A 13,635-nucleotide genomic window follows, 5' to 3' on the forward strand; every position below is an offset into this window, starting at 1 on the left:
ACGATAGGCCACCGCACCGGCCGTTCGTGGCGTTTCGGCGAAACGTCCGTGCTCAGCGGCGTTCGCGGGTGCGTTGCCCGGTGCGGCGGAACACCACGAAGAGCAGCCGGAGCCCCACCAGCGCGCTGATCACCAGCAGGTTGTAGCCGAACACGTGGTGCAGCGAGAGATCGGGCGTGAGCCGCGGGCCGCCCGAACTCGCCAGCAGCAGCACCGCCATGAGCCCGGTCGCCGCGCCGAGCAGCGCCAGCATCGCCTCGTGCACCAGGCCCGTCACGACGTCCTCGTCGCGTTTGTCGGAGAACAGCCGGACGTTGACCGACAGCCGGCCTTCCTCCAGCGCGGCGCCGATCCGGTCCACCCGGCGCGGCAGCCTGCGCAGCACCGGGAGCAGGGCCATCACCTCGTTGACGGCCGTGCGGCGCACCGTTTCCGGGCGCAGCCCGGCACCGATCTGCTCGGCGGCGAACGAGCGCGCCTCGGTGACCACGTCGAAGTCCGGCGCCAGCGCGGCGAGCGTGCCCTCCACGGTGGCCAGCGCCCGGAACACCGCCGCGATCGGCGGCGGCACGCTGAGCCGGAAGTCCGCCACGACGCGGAAAAGACCGGTGAACAGGTCGACGTCGGCGGTGCGGCCCGGCCCGAAGTGCTTGGCCACCAACGCCCCGAGCGCGCGTTCCAGCCGTTGCTCGTCGATCACCTCCGGCCGGTCGACGACCTCCAGCAGGCCGTCGCGCAGCCCGGCGGGGTCGCCGCGGTCCAAGGCCAGGATCAGGTTCTGCAGCCCGCCGCGCAGTCCCGCGTCCAGTCTGCCGACCGAGCCGAAGTCGAGCAGGCCCAGCCTCCCGTCGGTCAGCAGCAGCACGTTGCCGGGGTGCGGGTCGGCGTGGAAGACGCCGCCGACCATCACCTGGTCCAGCAGGCAGCGCAGCATCGACCGGGCGAGCGCGACGCGCTGCGGCGCGGGGATCGTGTCCCCGGCCGAGGCGAGCGGCTTGCCCACCAGCCTGCGCATGACCAGCACGCGCTCCGTGGACAGTGCTTTGTGGACGGTCGGCAGCGCGACGTCCGTTCCGGACTGCGCGGTCACCGCCTCGATGTTGCGGGCCTCGGTGCGGAAGTCCAGCTCCTCGGCCAGCGCCGCGGCGAACCCGTCGGCCAGGTCGATGACGCCCAGCGCGCGGGCCCAGTCCGCCCGTTCGTCCAGCGCGACCGCCACCCGGCGGACGATGTCGACGTCGCGTTCGGCCTGCGCCCGCACTTCCGGCCGCTGCACCTTGACCACGACGTCCTGGCCGTTCTTCAGTTTCGCCCGGTACACCTGGGCGATCGACGCGGCGGCCAGCGGCTCCGGATCGAACTCGGCGAAGACGTCCTCGGGCTCGCCGCCGAGTTCGGCGCGCAGCACCTCGCGCACGGCCTCGGTGGGCGCGGGCCGGACCTGGTCCTGCAGTTTGCCCAGCTCCTCGACGAAGACGGGCGGGAGCAGATCGGCCCGCGTGGAGAGCAACTGGCCGAGCTTGACGAACGTGACGCCGCCGTCCTCGAGTGCCCGCCGCAGCGACCGGGCGAGCGCGGCCTGCCTGCCGGGTGCCACGTCGGGCTCGCGGCGGCCGACGAGGTAGCGGCCCAGCCCGTGCTTGATCGCGATCCGGGTGATCTGCGAATACCGGCGTCCCCGCGACACCTTGGTGCGGGCCGCGCGGACGAGGCTGAACAGTCCGCGCCCGGACCCGGCTGGCAGCGCCATCTCGGCGACGAACAGGAACACCAGCGTGGCGAGGAAGGCACAGCCCGCGAGCGGGATCAGCAGCCCGGCCGCGGCGGCCGGGCTGGCGGCCATCGACGGGGAGAACGCGCGGGCGACGGCGGCGGCCACCATCCACCCGAACGCGGCCCCGCACACCGCCCGCACGAACCCGATCCGCACGCCGAGCACCCGCCGCGAGGCGACGACGAGCGGCCACAACACCAGGGCGAGCAGGGGAATACTGAGCAGGCTCAGCAGCAAGTTCTCCATCGGATCCCGAACGACGAGGCCCCGGTACCGGGCCGTGCGGAAGCGAGTAGATCACGCTCGCGCGTCCCCGCTTTCCCGCCCGCGCGGGATCGTCTTCCCCCGCGCGAGGGAGCGGCCCCTGGAGTCTGCCGACTTCCTCGATGCGCACGGCGGACACCTGACCGATCGGCGGGATTCACACCGGTGTTCGCTCTGGGAGACTCGCCTGGTAGCGGCCGGGAGTCTGGCCGAGGACCGCTGTGAACGCGTTGATGAAGCTGGTGGTGTTGGCCCATCCGCACAGGTTCGCCGTCTGAGTGACGGAGTGTCCGTTCATCAGGTGCACGAGCGCGTGCTGGACGCGTAGTTGGGCGCGCCATTGGTGGAAGCTCATGTCGAGTTCGGTATGGAACAGACGGCTCAGGGTCCGTTCGCTGGCGCCGACCGCCCGGCCCAGGTCGGTCAGCGAGGATCCGTCGGCGGGGTCGGTGTAGAGCAGGTCGGTGACGGCGCGGAGCCGGTTGTCGCGGGGTTTGGGCAGGTGCAGTGGTTGTTCGGGTGTTTCGAGTAGTGCGTCGACGATGACCTGACGCAGTCGCAGCGCGGCGTCCCGCGCCGGTGCCGGGGGATCGGTCAGTCGCAGTACCGCTGCGCGCAGCAGTGGGGAGGCGCCGAACACGGTCGGTCTGTCCGGTAGGAGTCTTGAGAGGTCGCGGGGTAGCAGCAGTGTCCGGACGTCGGTGGTGCCGTATGCGCGGTGTTCGTGATCGAAACCGGCCGGGGTCCAGCTGATCCGGTTGGCCGGGGTGAGCCAGACGCCGCTGTCGGTGACCGTCGAGAGGATCCCGCTCGATGGGTAGATCAGCTGCCCCTGCGGGTGCCGGTGCGTGGCCATACGCTCGCCGTGTGGCCAGAGCCGGGCGGACTCCGGCGCGGGCAGAAATTGGCGGGTTTCTGGCATAGAAAGTCATCTTACCAGTGGTTGTCGCCCGTGGTGCTGGGCAATAGTGGAGCTACGAGCAAACCGAATCAGGAGGACCGGGCGATGAGCGAGAACGGAATCGAAGACCGCCAGGCGATCAGCGAATTGATGACCGGCTGGATCCACCGGGACAGGGAGCAGTGGGAGGAACTGGCCGGCCTGTTTCACGAGAACGCCACGCTGCGGATCCTGTGGTTCTCCGGTCCTGCCCTCGACTTCATCGACGGCTCGCGCCGCATGGGGCACGGGCCGCTGCGGAGTAAGCATTTCATCGGTGCCCCGGCCATTCGCTTCGCAGGCGATCGCGCATTCGTGGAGACCAACGCGATCCTGCTCGCGGAGCTCACCGGCGTGGGAATCGGTGCGACCATGCACAATCGGTTCCTCGATCGGGGTGAGTCGCCGCGACGGTGTGTGGCGGATCGAGCATCGCGATTCCGTCTACGACATGGGCGGATTCACTTATCCGTTCGGCGTCGGGGGTGCTCCGGAAATCGACGCGCAGGCGCTCTCGGCTCGCCATCCTCGGGAGTACGCCGCGCTGGCCTACCTGCTCGAAACGGCGGGACACCCGGTGACCGGTACTTACCCGACCCGCTTCGGCGATCAGGAGGCCGCGATCCTCGAGGCGGGCAACGCCTGGCTGGCCGGGACCGATGCGCGTCGATGATCGTCCGCGATCAGGAGGTCACGATGGAGTTTGGCGCAGGCGCTCGGTCGCCGATACTCAGGATCGACCGGGACGGGGCGGCGGCTCGCCGCACCCTCGATTGGCATGCACACGACGAAGCGATGCTGCTGTGGTCGGCCACCGCGACCGTGATCATGAGCACGCCCGCCCGCGATTGGCTCGTGCCTCCCGGATACGGCCTCTGGGTTCCGCGTGGAATCGAGCACACCGAGAAGGCCCTGCATGCGGGAGAACTGTGTGTCGTCCTGTTCGCGCCGGAACTGTGTCCGGTCTCCTGGACCGAACCCGTGGGTCTCTCGGTAGCGCCCCTGCTGCGCGAGCTCATCGTGCATCTGTACACGGCCGAACCGGACGATCCCAGCCGCAGGCACGCCGAACCGCTGGTCTTCGACCTCCTGAAGCCGTTGCCCATCAACGCGATTGATGTTTCCATGCCCACGGATCCACGGATACGGACGATCGCCGAGCAGATCATCGCCGACCCGGGCGACTCCCACGAACTGGCCTTCTGGGCGCACCGGGTCCACGCTGGGGTACGCACGGTGTCCCGGCTGTTCCTCAGCGAAACCGGCCTGACGTTCGCGCGGTGGCGAACGCACGTCCGCATGCGAGCCGCCGCCCAGCAGCTGGCCGAAGGGCGGTCCGTCGCTGCCACCGCGCGCGCGGTCGGCTACCGCAAGCCCGGCGCGTTCATCGCCGCGTTCCGCCGGTCGACCGGCCAGACGCCGGGGACCTATCTCCATTCGGGCGCGGCGGCCGACGTCGAGCGGTAACCGCCGATATCATCGCCATCCGATCGGTGATCCATTCCACGGAGCGTCCGGAAACTCGAAGAGCACCATGAACGCGTCCGGCGAGACCGTGCCCGATGCCGCCGGTCCGGGGCGCGCGGCACACCGGCCTACGGTGACCCGGTGTTTCACGATCTCGCCTATTCCCACGGGTTGCTGGTGGCGAACCCGGCCGCGTCCGGGTCGGGCGGAAAGATCTCCAGGATGGAATCCGGCGGCGTGCTGTTGCGGTAGAAATCCAGAGATCCTTCCGGGGGCGTCCACTTCACCGGTGCCCAGTCCGGCTCGTAGTTGCGACGGCCGCCGGACATGACCTCGATACGCAGTCCGCTGGGATCGCGCGTGTAGAAGTACGATTCCTCGCCCATTCCGTGGCGCCCGGGGCCGTACTCGAGGGTGGCACCCGCTTCGAGCAAGGCGTCGCAGGCCCGGTAGAGGGCGGACGGCTCGTCCACCCAGAACGCCACATGGTGGAACCGTCCGGGGATGCCGCTCGTGTCGCGAATCAGCCCCAGATCGTGGGCGCGCTCGTTCGTGCTGAGCATCGTGAAGAACGGCTCCTCGTCGAGCACGGTGTATTCCATGAACCGGAACCCGAGAGTATCGCGGAACCACTCCGTGGTGGGCATCAGGTCGGCGACGGACGGAACCGAGATATGGTCGATCTGACGGAGCGCGCAGCCGCGTGTGCCGAGTTTCTGCGGCCTGGACGGAAATGTCGAGGCGAGTTCGGCGGGGGCTTCCCAGCGGTCTACTTCCCAGAAGACCTCGTGCAGTTGCCCGCTCGGGGCACGGAACCGGTACGCCGGACCGTGGCCGGTCTCGTCGTCGAGCCATTCTCCGGTCACACCGGAAGCCTCGATCCGCCGGACGGCTTCGTCCAGTCCGTCCTGCCCGTCCGACCGCCAGCCGATGTGACCCACACCGGTCCGGGGGCCTTGTGTGAGCTTGACGCTGTGGTGGAAACGTTCACCCCAGCAGCGAAGGTAGACCGATTGATCGGTTCGCCCGGACTCCTCGAGCCCGAGGACGTCGGTGAAGAAAGTCGTGGATCGCTCGAGTGTGGGAGTCAGCAATTCAACGTGTGCGAGCTGCGAAAGCATGCGCATCGACATGGATTTCACCCTTTCCGAAGCGGAGTGCTGATTTTCGAGGATCGGTCGCGAGCAGCATTTGCGGCGACTAACGATCAGATGGGCTGGGCGATCAGTTGCTGGCTTTCGTTCATCAGACGGGCCGCTTCCGGGCCGTGTTCGGCCGCGTTCTTCTCCCACTCCGAGAGCTGCACGGAGTTGTCGACGATGGCACGACAGCGAGCGAAGCGGCGCCGCGTGAATGCCGAGAGCGCGGCCTCGACGGTTTTCTCGCTGGTGAGTACATCGGCCAAGACGTACCCGTCCTCCATCGCCATGCCGCCCCCCATGCCGAGCTGCGGTGTAGGGAGGTGAACGGCGTCGCCGATCAATACGATGCGGCCGCGAGACCACGGCGAGGGCACCACCAGTTTGTGCAGCGGACGGACATCCACCTGCGCCGGATCCGTGATCGACTCGCGGATTTCGGCTGGTAACGCACTGAAATCCGCGAGCATTTCACGCATCATTTCCGGGGCCGCGTCCGCGGCGGGCTTCGATCGCTCCGTTGCCGATTCGACGACATAGGCATACATGCGGTCGGCGCTGATCGGCATGAAGCCCGCCTTGCGACGGGTGCCGTACAGGAAAGTGCTTCTCGTGAAATCGCCGGGCCGCCGGACAACGGCGCGCCAGACCGCCTGTTCGAGGAAGACCGGCGCCGGCGCCGCGGCACCGAGCAGCCGGCCACGTGTCGGTGAGAGCCACCCGTCCGCGCCGACGACGAGGTCATAGCGGTCCGTCGTGCCGTCGCTGAAGGCGACCGCCACCGCCGTGCCGGTCTGCTCGAAGTCCGTGACGGTCGTGCCGACGCTGAGGCTCGCCCCGGTTGCCAGTGCGGCCTCGAGCAGTACGTTGAGCAGCTCGGGACGATACAAACCCGCGATCGCCGGCAGCTTCGGACCGAGCAGGCGGGGAAGGTCGACGGTCTCCAGCAGTTCCCCCGCCGCGGTGGCGGTGACGAGTTCGGTGACACCGTAGCCGCGGTCGAGGCATGCTTCGACCAGACCGAGGTCACCGAGCACGCGCAGGGCCGGTCCCATCAACGTGATACCGCTGCCGTTGGAGGAAAATCCCGCATTCCGCTCGACGACGCGGACTTCGATACCTTTGCGGCCCAAGGCAATTGCTGTCGCCAGGCCGGCGAGACCGCCGCCGGCCACGAGGACGCGGCCGACCACCGCGCTGCTCATCCGACCGGCTCCACCCGGAAGGTGTTTCGAATCGATCCGAGACTGTCGATGCTCACCTCGACGACGTCCCCGTCTTCGAGGTACGTCCCGGTCGCGGCCCCGACACCCCCGGGGGTTCCGGTAGCGATGACATCCCCGGGCACGAGATCCACGATTCGGGACAGATCGGCGATCAGGCTCGGAATATCGAAGACGAGGTCGGCGAGGAAGGCACGCTGGCGCTCCTCGCCGTTGACTGTGACACGAAGTTCCAGCGCCGGCACATCGTCGATTTCGTCGACGGTGACCAGGGCCGGCCCGAATGGTGTCGAGGCCTGGAAGTTCTTACCCGCGAACCACTGTGTGGTCCGATTCTGGAAATCGCGAACCGAAACGTCGTTGATGATCGTGAGTCCGGCCACGTGATCCCAGGCTCGTTCGACCGGGATGCCGGCGCCGGCCGTTCCGATCACCACACCGAGCTCGCCCTCGTAGTCGATCTTGCGGCAGGCCGCCGGCAGGACGATATCGGCATACGGGTCGGCCAGTGACCGCGCCAGCTTGTCGAACAGCGCCGGATGAGTGGGCAGATCGATACCCATCTCCGCGATATGGGTGCGATAGTTGAGGCCGACGCAGACTGTGGCGCCCGGGTTCAGCACCGGTCGCAGGAGATCGTTCTCCTGCAACGGCAACTCCCGGCCACCCTCCCGCAGTACCCGCCGCGCGGCCTCCAGACCGGCCGGGCCGGCCCGCAACAGCGCGCCGACGTCCTCCGGCGGCGCGTCACCGTTGATCGCGGGGATGAGCAGCGCGGCGTTGCCGCGCTGAACCGCGGCCCGCGGGCCCGACTCGGTCGACAGAGTCATCAAGCGCATCGCATGTTCCTTTCCAGGGCACGTGAGGTGAAAGCGGAAGCGGGAGACTGACCTGGGGGTACGCCTGACTTTAAGGTGGCGGGCGCGCGCCTGGCGGCCACGAGATGCCCCGCAACGGCCAAGCGGGACCCTGGGTTACAGAACTTCTCGGGAGGCACTCACCGATCTCGGACATCGCGGTGCGTCGAGGAACGCTCGGACCGGGCGATGCGCCACTTGCGGCTCGATGGCGGAGAGTGGTGCTGTCACGGACTCACCCGGGGGTACCGGCTCCCCTCCGGCGCGGGAGGGAGGCACTGGCGCGGCGAGGCTGGGAAGATCGGCCGGTGCGCGTGTTCCGCCCGCTGGTCCGCGGGGTGACCTACCGCCGCTGGGTGTACCTGATCCTCGGCGGCGCCATCAGCGTGCCCTACCTCCTCTTCGCCGCGGTGGCGATCCCCGCGGTGATGCCCTTCACCGCCTCGGAAGGCACGGCCTTCGTCATCGCGTCGGCGATCACCGTCGCGGTGATGGTCGCGACGTCGTTCCTGCCCGCGGTGCGGGTCCTGGAGGTCACCGCCGTCCGCGAACTGCTCGGCGATCCGGCGCCCGGGGCGCGGCCGCGGCCCCGCGACTGGCCGGGCCGCCTGCGGTTCAGCGGGATGTTCCTGCTGCACGTGTGCACCGGCTTCGGCGTGAGCTTCGCCAGCCTCGCGATTCCCACGCTGGTGGGACTCACGATCGCGGCCCCCTTCACCGGCAGGCTGCCCGCGGCCGAGGGCGGCGCCGACGTGCCGAAGGGCTGGGCTTCGGCGTGGGTCCCGGTGCTGTGCGTGCTCGCGCTGGTGACGCTGGTCTACGCGGTGTGGGCGATCGGGGCGGGCCTCACGAAGGCCGCGGCCCGGCTGCTCGGGCTGTCGGCCGCGGACCGGATCGCCGAACTGGAGCGGCGCGCCGAGCGGCTCGCCGAACGCAACCGCCTGGCCAGGGAACTGCACGACTCGGTGGGGCACGCGCTGTCGGTGGTCACCGTGCAGGCCGGCGCCGCCCGCCGCACCCTGCACACCGACCCCGGCTTCACCGAACGCGCGCTGGCCGCCATCGAGGAATCCGCCCGCACCGCGCTCGACGACCTCGACCACGTACTCGGCCTCCTGCGCGAGGAAGCGGCGGGGAAGACACCCCAGCCGGGACTGGCGGACCTGGACTCGCTGGTGTCGGCGACCCGGCTCGCGGGCACCGAGGTCGACGCCGGACTCGATGGCGACGTCTCGGCCGTGCCGCCGGTGGTCTCCCGTGAGGTGTACCGGATTCTTCAGGAATGCCTGACCAACGCGGTGCGCCATGCCGGTAAGGTCCCGGTGACGGTCCGGGTCGGGATCGGGACGGGGTGCCTCGACGCGACGGTGTCGAACCCGCTCGGCGCCGCACCGCCGTCCGGCCGCGCCGGGGGCGGACGGGGCCTGCGAGGCATGACGGAACGGGCGGCGGTGCTCGGCGGCGAGCTGAGCGCGGGGCCGGTGAGGGGACGATGGGAAGTCGTGCTGAGGGTGCCATGGGGGGCGCGATGAACGGGCGGGTGCTGCTGGTCGACGACGAGCAGCTGATCAGGGCCGGGCTGCGGGCCATCGTCGACAGCGAGCCGGATCTGGAGGTCGTCGGCGAAGCGGGCGACGGCGCCGAGGTGCCGGGCCTGGTCTCCCGGCTGGCGCCGGACGTCGTGCTGATGGACGTGCGGATGCCCGCGGTGGACGGGATCAGGGCCACCACGCACCTGCTGTCCACTGTGGATAAACCGCCGAAGGTTATCGTGGTGACCACCTTCGAGAACGACGACTACGTCTACGACGCGCTGCTCGCCGGGGCGAGCGGTTTCCTGCTCAAGCGGGCCCGGCCGGAGGAGATCGTGGCGGCGATCCGGACCGTGCTGGCCGGGGAGTCGCTGCTGTTCCCCTCGGCGATCCGGCGGCTGGCCGCGGAGCATTCCCGTGGCGCGGCCCGTGACGGTCTCGCCGCGGCGGGGCTGACCGAACGCGAGCGGGACGTGCTGCGGCTGATGGCGGGTGGGCTGTCCAATGTGGAGATAGCGGGCGAGCTGTTCCTCGGTGTCCAGACGGTGAAGACGCACGTCGGCAACATCCTGGCGAAGCTCGGCGCGCGCGACCGCACGCAGGCGGTGATCCGGGCCTACGACTCCGGGTTCGTCACGCCGACTGGCTGACCGCGACGTCGCGGCCGATCCCGCGCAACACGTCGACGCGGTCCGAGCCCGGCCTGCTCAGCACCCAGCTCGACCCCGGCACGGCCTTGGCCTGCTTCTTCAACGGGGCCAGTAGCCGCGAAGTGTCCCGATAGGACCCGATGGACCCGGTGGCGCACACCAGCGTCGCGAGCGAGACGGTGACCGGCAGCCCGTCGGCGGACCAGCGGCGGTCGAGCAGCGCGGCCGCCACGGTGCCGATCTCGTCGACGTCGCACACCACCAGGAAGTCGTCGCCGCCGACGTGGCTCACGCGCATCCGCGGCAGCCTCGACTCGAGATCGGTCAGCGTCGCGCCGAGCGCGCGGATCAGGTCGTCGCCCGCGGCGAATCCCGCGGTGTCGTTGACCGTCTTGAACGAGTCGATGTCCAGCCAGGCCGCCACGAACGACTCGCCGGTGGCGATCCGGCGGTCGACGTCGCGGGCCACCACCTCGCTGCCGGGCAGCCGGGTGAGCGGGCTGAGCGCGGCGGCCTCCTCGACCTTCACCTCGGCGACACCGCGCACGACCTCGGTCACCAGCACGACGCCGAGGCAGCGGCCCGCGGCGTCGACCACGACGACGTCGTCGCCGGTGCGGCTCCAGTCGGCGTCGGTGACCAGTTCGAGGAACTCCAGCGCGCCCGCGTCCGCCTGGATCATGTGCGGGTTGTCGGCGAGCCGGGCCGCGGGTCGTTTGGCGTGCAGCGCGTGCCCGTACATCCCGGTGACGGCCACCAGGAACCGGGTCCGGTTGATCGACCACTGTGGACGGTTGTCCGCGTCGACCCCGACGACGCCGGAAGGCGCGTCGGCGGCGGCGAGCACCTCGCGGACGTCGTCGCACGTCGCCGTTTCCGGCAGCGTCGTCGCCGGGCGCACGAAGTCGCCGACACACGGCGCCTGCGGCGTGCCGGGCGTCACCCGGTCACCGGGCAGGATCGCGGCGGCCGGGCCGGGGCTCTGGGCGGGCGTGGGCGGCGCGAGCAGATGCCCCTGCGCGATCCGCACCCCGAGCGCGCGGGCGGCGTCGAGCTGAGCCTCGGTCTCGATCCCGGTCGCGACCAGCCGGATGCCGGTGCGTGAGGTGTAGTGCAGCAGCGCCTCGACGACCGCGACCGCGGCCGGGTCGTCCGGGAGCCCGCGCAGCACCGTGCGGTCGAGCTTGACCAGATCGATCGGGCTCGCCGCGAGCAGGGCGAGTGGCAGGTCGCCGCGGCCGAGCCCGTCGAGCGCGAGCCGGAAACCCAGCTCGGACAACGCTTGCATACCGGCGAGCGCGCGGTCGGCCGGCAGCTGGGAGAACGGCGGCCCGATCTCGAGCACGACGTCACGGGTGCGGCGGCCCGCGGGGCCGAGCTGGTGGATGAGCTCGTCGAACGCACCGGGCGCCGCCGCGAGCGTGCGGGCGGAAAGGTTGAGGTGCAGCGGCAGCGGCGTGGGGCGCTCGGCTTCCTGGCGGACGGCGGTGACCGCGAGCGCGAGGTCGACCTCCGCGAGCCTGCCTTCGCGGCGGGCCTCGGTGAGCAGCTCTTGGGCGGTTCCCTTGCCAGGACGGGCGAGTGCTTCGAACGCCACGATGCCGCCGGTGTGCAGGCTGTACATCGGCTGGAAGGCGAAGCGGATCGCGCTGGGCGACGTCACGGGTCCGATCGTGGCGTGTCCGCGGCCGAAACGAAACGGATGTCGACTGATGTTCATCGCCTGGGAACCCGGGTTCCCTACATCGGAGTAACGCCTTGACGGCAAGAGTTACGCCACGGTAAGCGATCCTAACGTTTGACTTATATAAGCAGAGCCTTTAGTGTAGTTTTCGCAGCTCACGGCATGAGGAGGATTTTCGGTGATCGACGTCAGTCAGCAAATCAGTTCCGTCCGGCGCGCGGTCGGCGCTCGCACGCTGGAGGCGGGCGAGGCCAGGGTCGTGACGATCGCCCGCACGTACGCGGCCGAACTCGACGACGTCTGGGACGCCTGCACCAACGCCGAGCGCATCCCGCGCTGGTTCCTGCCGATCACCGGCGAACTGCGCCCCGGCGGGACCTATCAGCTGGAGGGCAACGCGGGTGGCACGATCGAGCGCTGCGATCCGCCGAAGGGGTTCGCGGCCACCTGGGAGTTCGCCGGCGCGGTCAGCTGGATCGAGCTGAAGCTGAGCTCGACGCCCGAGGGAACCCTGTTCCAGCTGGATCACATCGCCCCGGTCAGCGAGCACTGGGAGAAGTACGGCCCGGCTGCGACCGGCGTCGGCTGGGACATGATGATCATGGGGCTCACCCTGCACCTGACCAGCGGTGCCGCCATCGACCCGGAGGAGTCGATGGCGTGGCAGACCTCGGACGAGGGCAAGGATTTCGTCGCGCAGAGCAGCGAACAGTGGTACGAGGCCGACGTCGCTTCGGGCGAGGACAAGGCACTCGCGCGCAAACGGGCGGACGCCACGTTCGCGTTCTACACCGGGGCGCCGGAGGCCTGAGGTCAGCCGATCAGGTGACGTTTGAGGCGCCAGGGCGCGGCACGGAAAATCCGCAGCATCGCGGCCGACGTGCCCGCAAGGTCCTCGCGCCCTGAAGTGAAAGCACGCTGAGCTTCGACGGGCAGCGCGAAGAAAAGGTCGAAGAACTCCGGGATTTGGGCCGGGGCGAGGCCACACAACGCGTGGAGGGCGTGCCTGCGGAGGCGGTGCACGGCCAGCGCCGCGGGCGGCCACAGGTCCGCGTGCGCGCCAGTGCTCGCCGCGAGCGGGCCGCGGGGGAGCGTTTCCGCGAGCGTCGCGGCGAGTTTCGGGGCCAGCCGAAGCGTGGTGGCGACGCTGTACCCGGTGGCGGGATGGACGAACCCGGCCGCGACCCCGAACGGGATCACCCGCCGAGGCCGGGGAAGCGGCAGGTCCAGGACGATGCGGACGCGTTCCTCGCGGCCCTCGGCCGGGACACCGGCCCGCGCGAGGCGAGCACGCAGGCGGGCGGCGAGGACGTCGATCCCCAGTCCTGGACGGCGAGCCAGCGACGTCTCCTCCAGCAGCACGGTGCCGTCGCCGAGCGGGAGGGCGTAGAGGAACGTCGGGTCGGCGCCGAGGTTCCCGCGCCAGTCCATGAACACCGCGGTGTCGCCCGGCACCAGCCGTCGCGCCGTGTCGGCGGGGACCACGAGGCCGTAGGCCGTCTGTTCCGTGTGGACACCGGCAGGCTGGCCACCGGTGAGCACGCGACGTGCCCCGGAGGCGTCGACGACCACGCCCGCGCGGCGTTCGAGGCCGTCGGTGAACCGGACGGTGCTGCCGTGCCGGTCGTGCTCGGCGGCGGCGACGGTCCCGGTGATCACTTCGATCCCCGGGACGGTCAGCGTCTCGGCGAGACCGTCGTTGTCCACCACGAGATAGCGGCGTTTGAGCCGGTGCTCCCGGGTGCCCGAGGCGAGGACGGTGCGAGGCGCGGACGCGACGGCGGATTCCGGGAACTCCGGGGCTTCGTCGGCCCACAGCCCGTACGTCGCGGGCCAGCGGCGGAACGGGTCCGGGGCGGCGAGCGCCGTGCGCAGTCCCCGCCGGACGCAGGCCGCGCCCAGCGCCCAGCCCGCCGGACCGGCCCCCGCGATCAGCACGTCCACCACGCCCCGATCCTCCCAGATGCCGAAGGGGACTTTCCTCGCACGGGATGAGCTGAAGGGGGGGGGGGGGGGGGGGGGGGGGGTGCGGGCTCTCGCCCGGTCCGACAGGCCCGCCCCCCCCCCCCCCCCCCCCGCGCCCGCGGCGGGAGCCCGTCGCGGCT

12 protein-coding genes and 1 pseudogene are annotated in these 13,635 nt (G+C 70.3%); 6 read left to right on the forward strand and 7 right to left on the reverse strand.

Features of this window, described 5'->3' with window-relative positions; genetic code table 11:
* Positions 1 to 52: 52 nt before the first annotated feature.
* On the reverse strand, positions 53 to 2,020 hold the full coding sequence (locus ACFWX1_RS40995; protein WP_378395280.1) for an ABC1 kinase family protein: 1,968 nt from the start codon (positions 2,018 to 2,020) through the stop codon (positions 53 to 55).
* Positions 2,021 to 2,195: 175 nt separating this feature from the next.
* A complete protein-coding gene (locus ACFWX1_RS41000; RefSeq protein ID WP_378395281.1) occupies positions 2,196 to 2,960 on the reverse strand; it encodes an AraC family transcriptional regulator in 765 nt (254 codons plus the stop codon).
* Between the two features lie 84 nt (positions 2,961 to 3,044).
* On the opposite strand from ACFWX1_RS41000, the pseudogene ACFWX1_RS41005 reads away from it, so the two are divergent.
* From ACFWX1_RS41005 to ACFWX1_RS41015, 3 genes and pseudogenes are all read left to right on the forward strand, one after another.
* Positions 3,045 to 3,305, forward strand: a pseudogene (locus ACFWX1_RS41005) (nuclear transport factor 2 family protein); the annotation flags it as partial.
* A gap of 124 nt (positions 3,306 to 3,429) precedes the next feature.
* Positions 3,430 to 3,651 carry a hypothetical protein gene (locus ACFWX1_RS41010; protein WP_378395295.1) on the forward strand — a complete coding sequence of 74 codons (222 nt, stop codon included), beginning with the start codon at positions 3,430 to 3,432 and terminating at the stop codon, positions 3,649 to 3,651.
* A gap of 23 nt (positions 3,652 to 3,674) precedes the next feature.
* Positions 3,675 to 4,445: an AraC family transcriptional regulator gene (locus ACFWX1_RS41015; protein ID WP_378395294.1), complete on the forward strand. Its 771-nt coding sequence runs from the start codon at positions 3,675 to 3,677 to the stop codon at positions 4,443 to 4,445.
* A 158-nt stretch (positions 4,446 to 4,603) separates the two neighbouring features.
* On the opposite strand, the gene ACFWX1_RS41020 is transcribed toward ACFWX1_RS41015, so the two are convergent.
* From ACFWX1_RS41020 to ACFWX1_RS41030, 3 genes are all read right to left on the reverse strand, one after another.
* The gene (locus ACFWX1_RS41020; protein WP_378395282.1) at positions 4,604 to 5,578 is read right to left on the reverse strand and encodes a VOC family protein; all 975 of its coding nucleotides are present in this window, start codon (positions 5,576 to 5,578) and stop codon (positions 4,604 to 4,606) included.
* Positions 5,579 to 5,652: 74 nt separating this feature from the next.
* Entirely contained in the window at positions 5,653 to 6,789 is a 1,137-nt protein-coding gene (locus ACFWX1_RS41025) for an FAD-dependent monooxygenase (protein WP_378395283.1), read from the reverse strand.
* Positions 6,786 to 7,646, reverse strand: coding sequence for a fumarylacetoacetate hydrolase family protein (locus ACFWX1_RS41030; protein WP_378395285.1), 861 nt, complete (start codon positions 7,644 to 7,646; stop codon positions 6,786 to 6,788). Before ACFWX1_RS41030 ends, ACFWX1_RS41025 begins: the two co-directional genes overlap by 4 nt.
* A 326-nt stretch (positions 7,647 to 7,972) precedes the next feature.
* On the opposite strand from ACFWX1_RS41030, the gene ACFWX1_RS41035 reads away from it, so the two are divergent.
* Together ACFWX1_RS41035 and ACFWX1_RS41040 are read left to right on the forward strand one after the other, a co-directional pair.
* Positions 7,973 to 9,196, forward strand: a complete 1,224-nt coding sequence (locus ACFWX1_RS41035; RefSeq protein WP_378395286.1) for a sensor histidine kinase — start codon at positions 7,973 to 7,975, stop codon at positions 9,194 to 9,196.
* Entirely contained in the window at positions 9,193 to 9,846 is a 654-nt protein-coding gene (locus ACFWX1_RS41040; protein ID WP_378395287.1) for a response regulator, read from the forward strand. The genes ACFWX1_RS41035 and ACFWX1_RS41040 overlap by 4 nt, the downstream gene beginning before the upstream one ends.
* On the opposite strand, the gene ACFWX1_RS41045 is transcribed toward ACFWX1_RS41040, so the two are convergent.
* On the reverse strand, positions 9,830 to 11,509 hold the full coding sequence (locus ACFWX1_RS41045) for a GGDEF domain-containing protein (RefSeq protein ID WP_378395288.1): 1,680 nt from the start codon (positions 11,507 to 11,509) through the stop codon (positions 9,830 to 9,832). The genes ACFWX1_RS41040 and ACFWX1_RS41045 overlap by 17 nt on opposite strands.
* A gap of 199 nt (positions 11,510 to 11,708) precedes the next feature.
* Between ACFWX1_RS41045 and ACFWX1_RS41050 the strand changes: the two genes are divergently transcribed.
* Positions 11,709 to 12,341 carry an SRPBCC family protein gene (locus ACFWX1_RS41050; RefSeq protein WP_378395290.1) on the forward strand — a complete coding sequence of 211 codons (633 nt, stop codon included), beginning with the start codon at positions 11,709 to 11,711 and terminating at the stop codon, positions 12,339 to 12,341.
* A gap of 2 nt (positions 12,342 to 12,343) precedes the next feature.
* Here ACFWX1_RS41050 and ACFWX1_RS41055 read toward each other — a convergent pair whose 3' ends face one another.
* The gene (locus tag ACFWX1_RS41055; protein WP_378395292.1) at positions 12,344 to 13,477 is read right to left on the reverse strand and encodes a lycopene cyclase family protein; all 1,134 of its coding nucleotides are present in this window, start codon (positions 13,475 to 13,477) and stop codon (positions 12,344 to 12,346) included.
* Positions 13,478 to 13,635 lie beyond the last annotated feature (158 nt).

Origin of the sequence: Amycolatopsis sp. NPDC059021 (genome assembly GCF_042739895.1) — a bacterium.
GTDB lineage: Bacteria > Actinomycetota > Actinomycetes > Mycobacteriales > Pseudonocardiaceae > Amycolatopsis.

Coding starts and splice junctions, on each gene's coding strand:
- ACFWX1_RS40995 (WP_378395280.1), bottom strand. CDS start 2,020: ATGGAGAACTTGCTGCTGAGCCTGCTCAGTATTCCCCTGCTCGCCCTG.
- ACFWX1_RS41000 (WP_378395281.1), bottom strand. CDS start 2,960: ATGCCAGAAACCCGCCAATTTCTGCCCGCGCCGGAGTCCGCCCGGCTC.
- ACFWX1_RS41010 (WP_378395295.1), top strand. CDS start 3,430: ATGGGCGGATTCACTTATCCGTTCGGCGTCGGGGGTGCTCCGGAAATC.
- ACFWX1_RS41015 (WP_378395294.1), top strand. CDS start 3,675: ATGGAGTTTGGCGCAGGCGCTCGGTCGCCGATACTCAGGATCGACCGG.
- ACFWX1_RS41020 (WP_378395282.1), bottom strand. CDS start 5,578: ATGTCGATGCGCATGCTTTCGCAGCTCGCACACGTTGAATTGCTGACT.
- ACFWX1_RS41025 (WP_378395283.1), bottom strand. CDS start 6,789: ATGAGCAGCGCGGTGGTCGGCCGCGTCCTCGTGGCCGGCGGCGGTCTC.
- ACFWX1_RS41030 (WP_378395285.1), bottom strand. CDS start 7,646: ATGCGCTTGATGACTCTGTCGACCGAGTCGGGCCCGCGGGCCGCGGTT.
- ACFWX1_RS41040 (WP_378395287.1), top strand. CDS start 9,193: ATGAACGGGCGGGTGCTGCTGGTCGACGACGAGCAGCTGATCAGGGCC.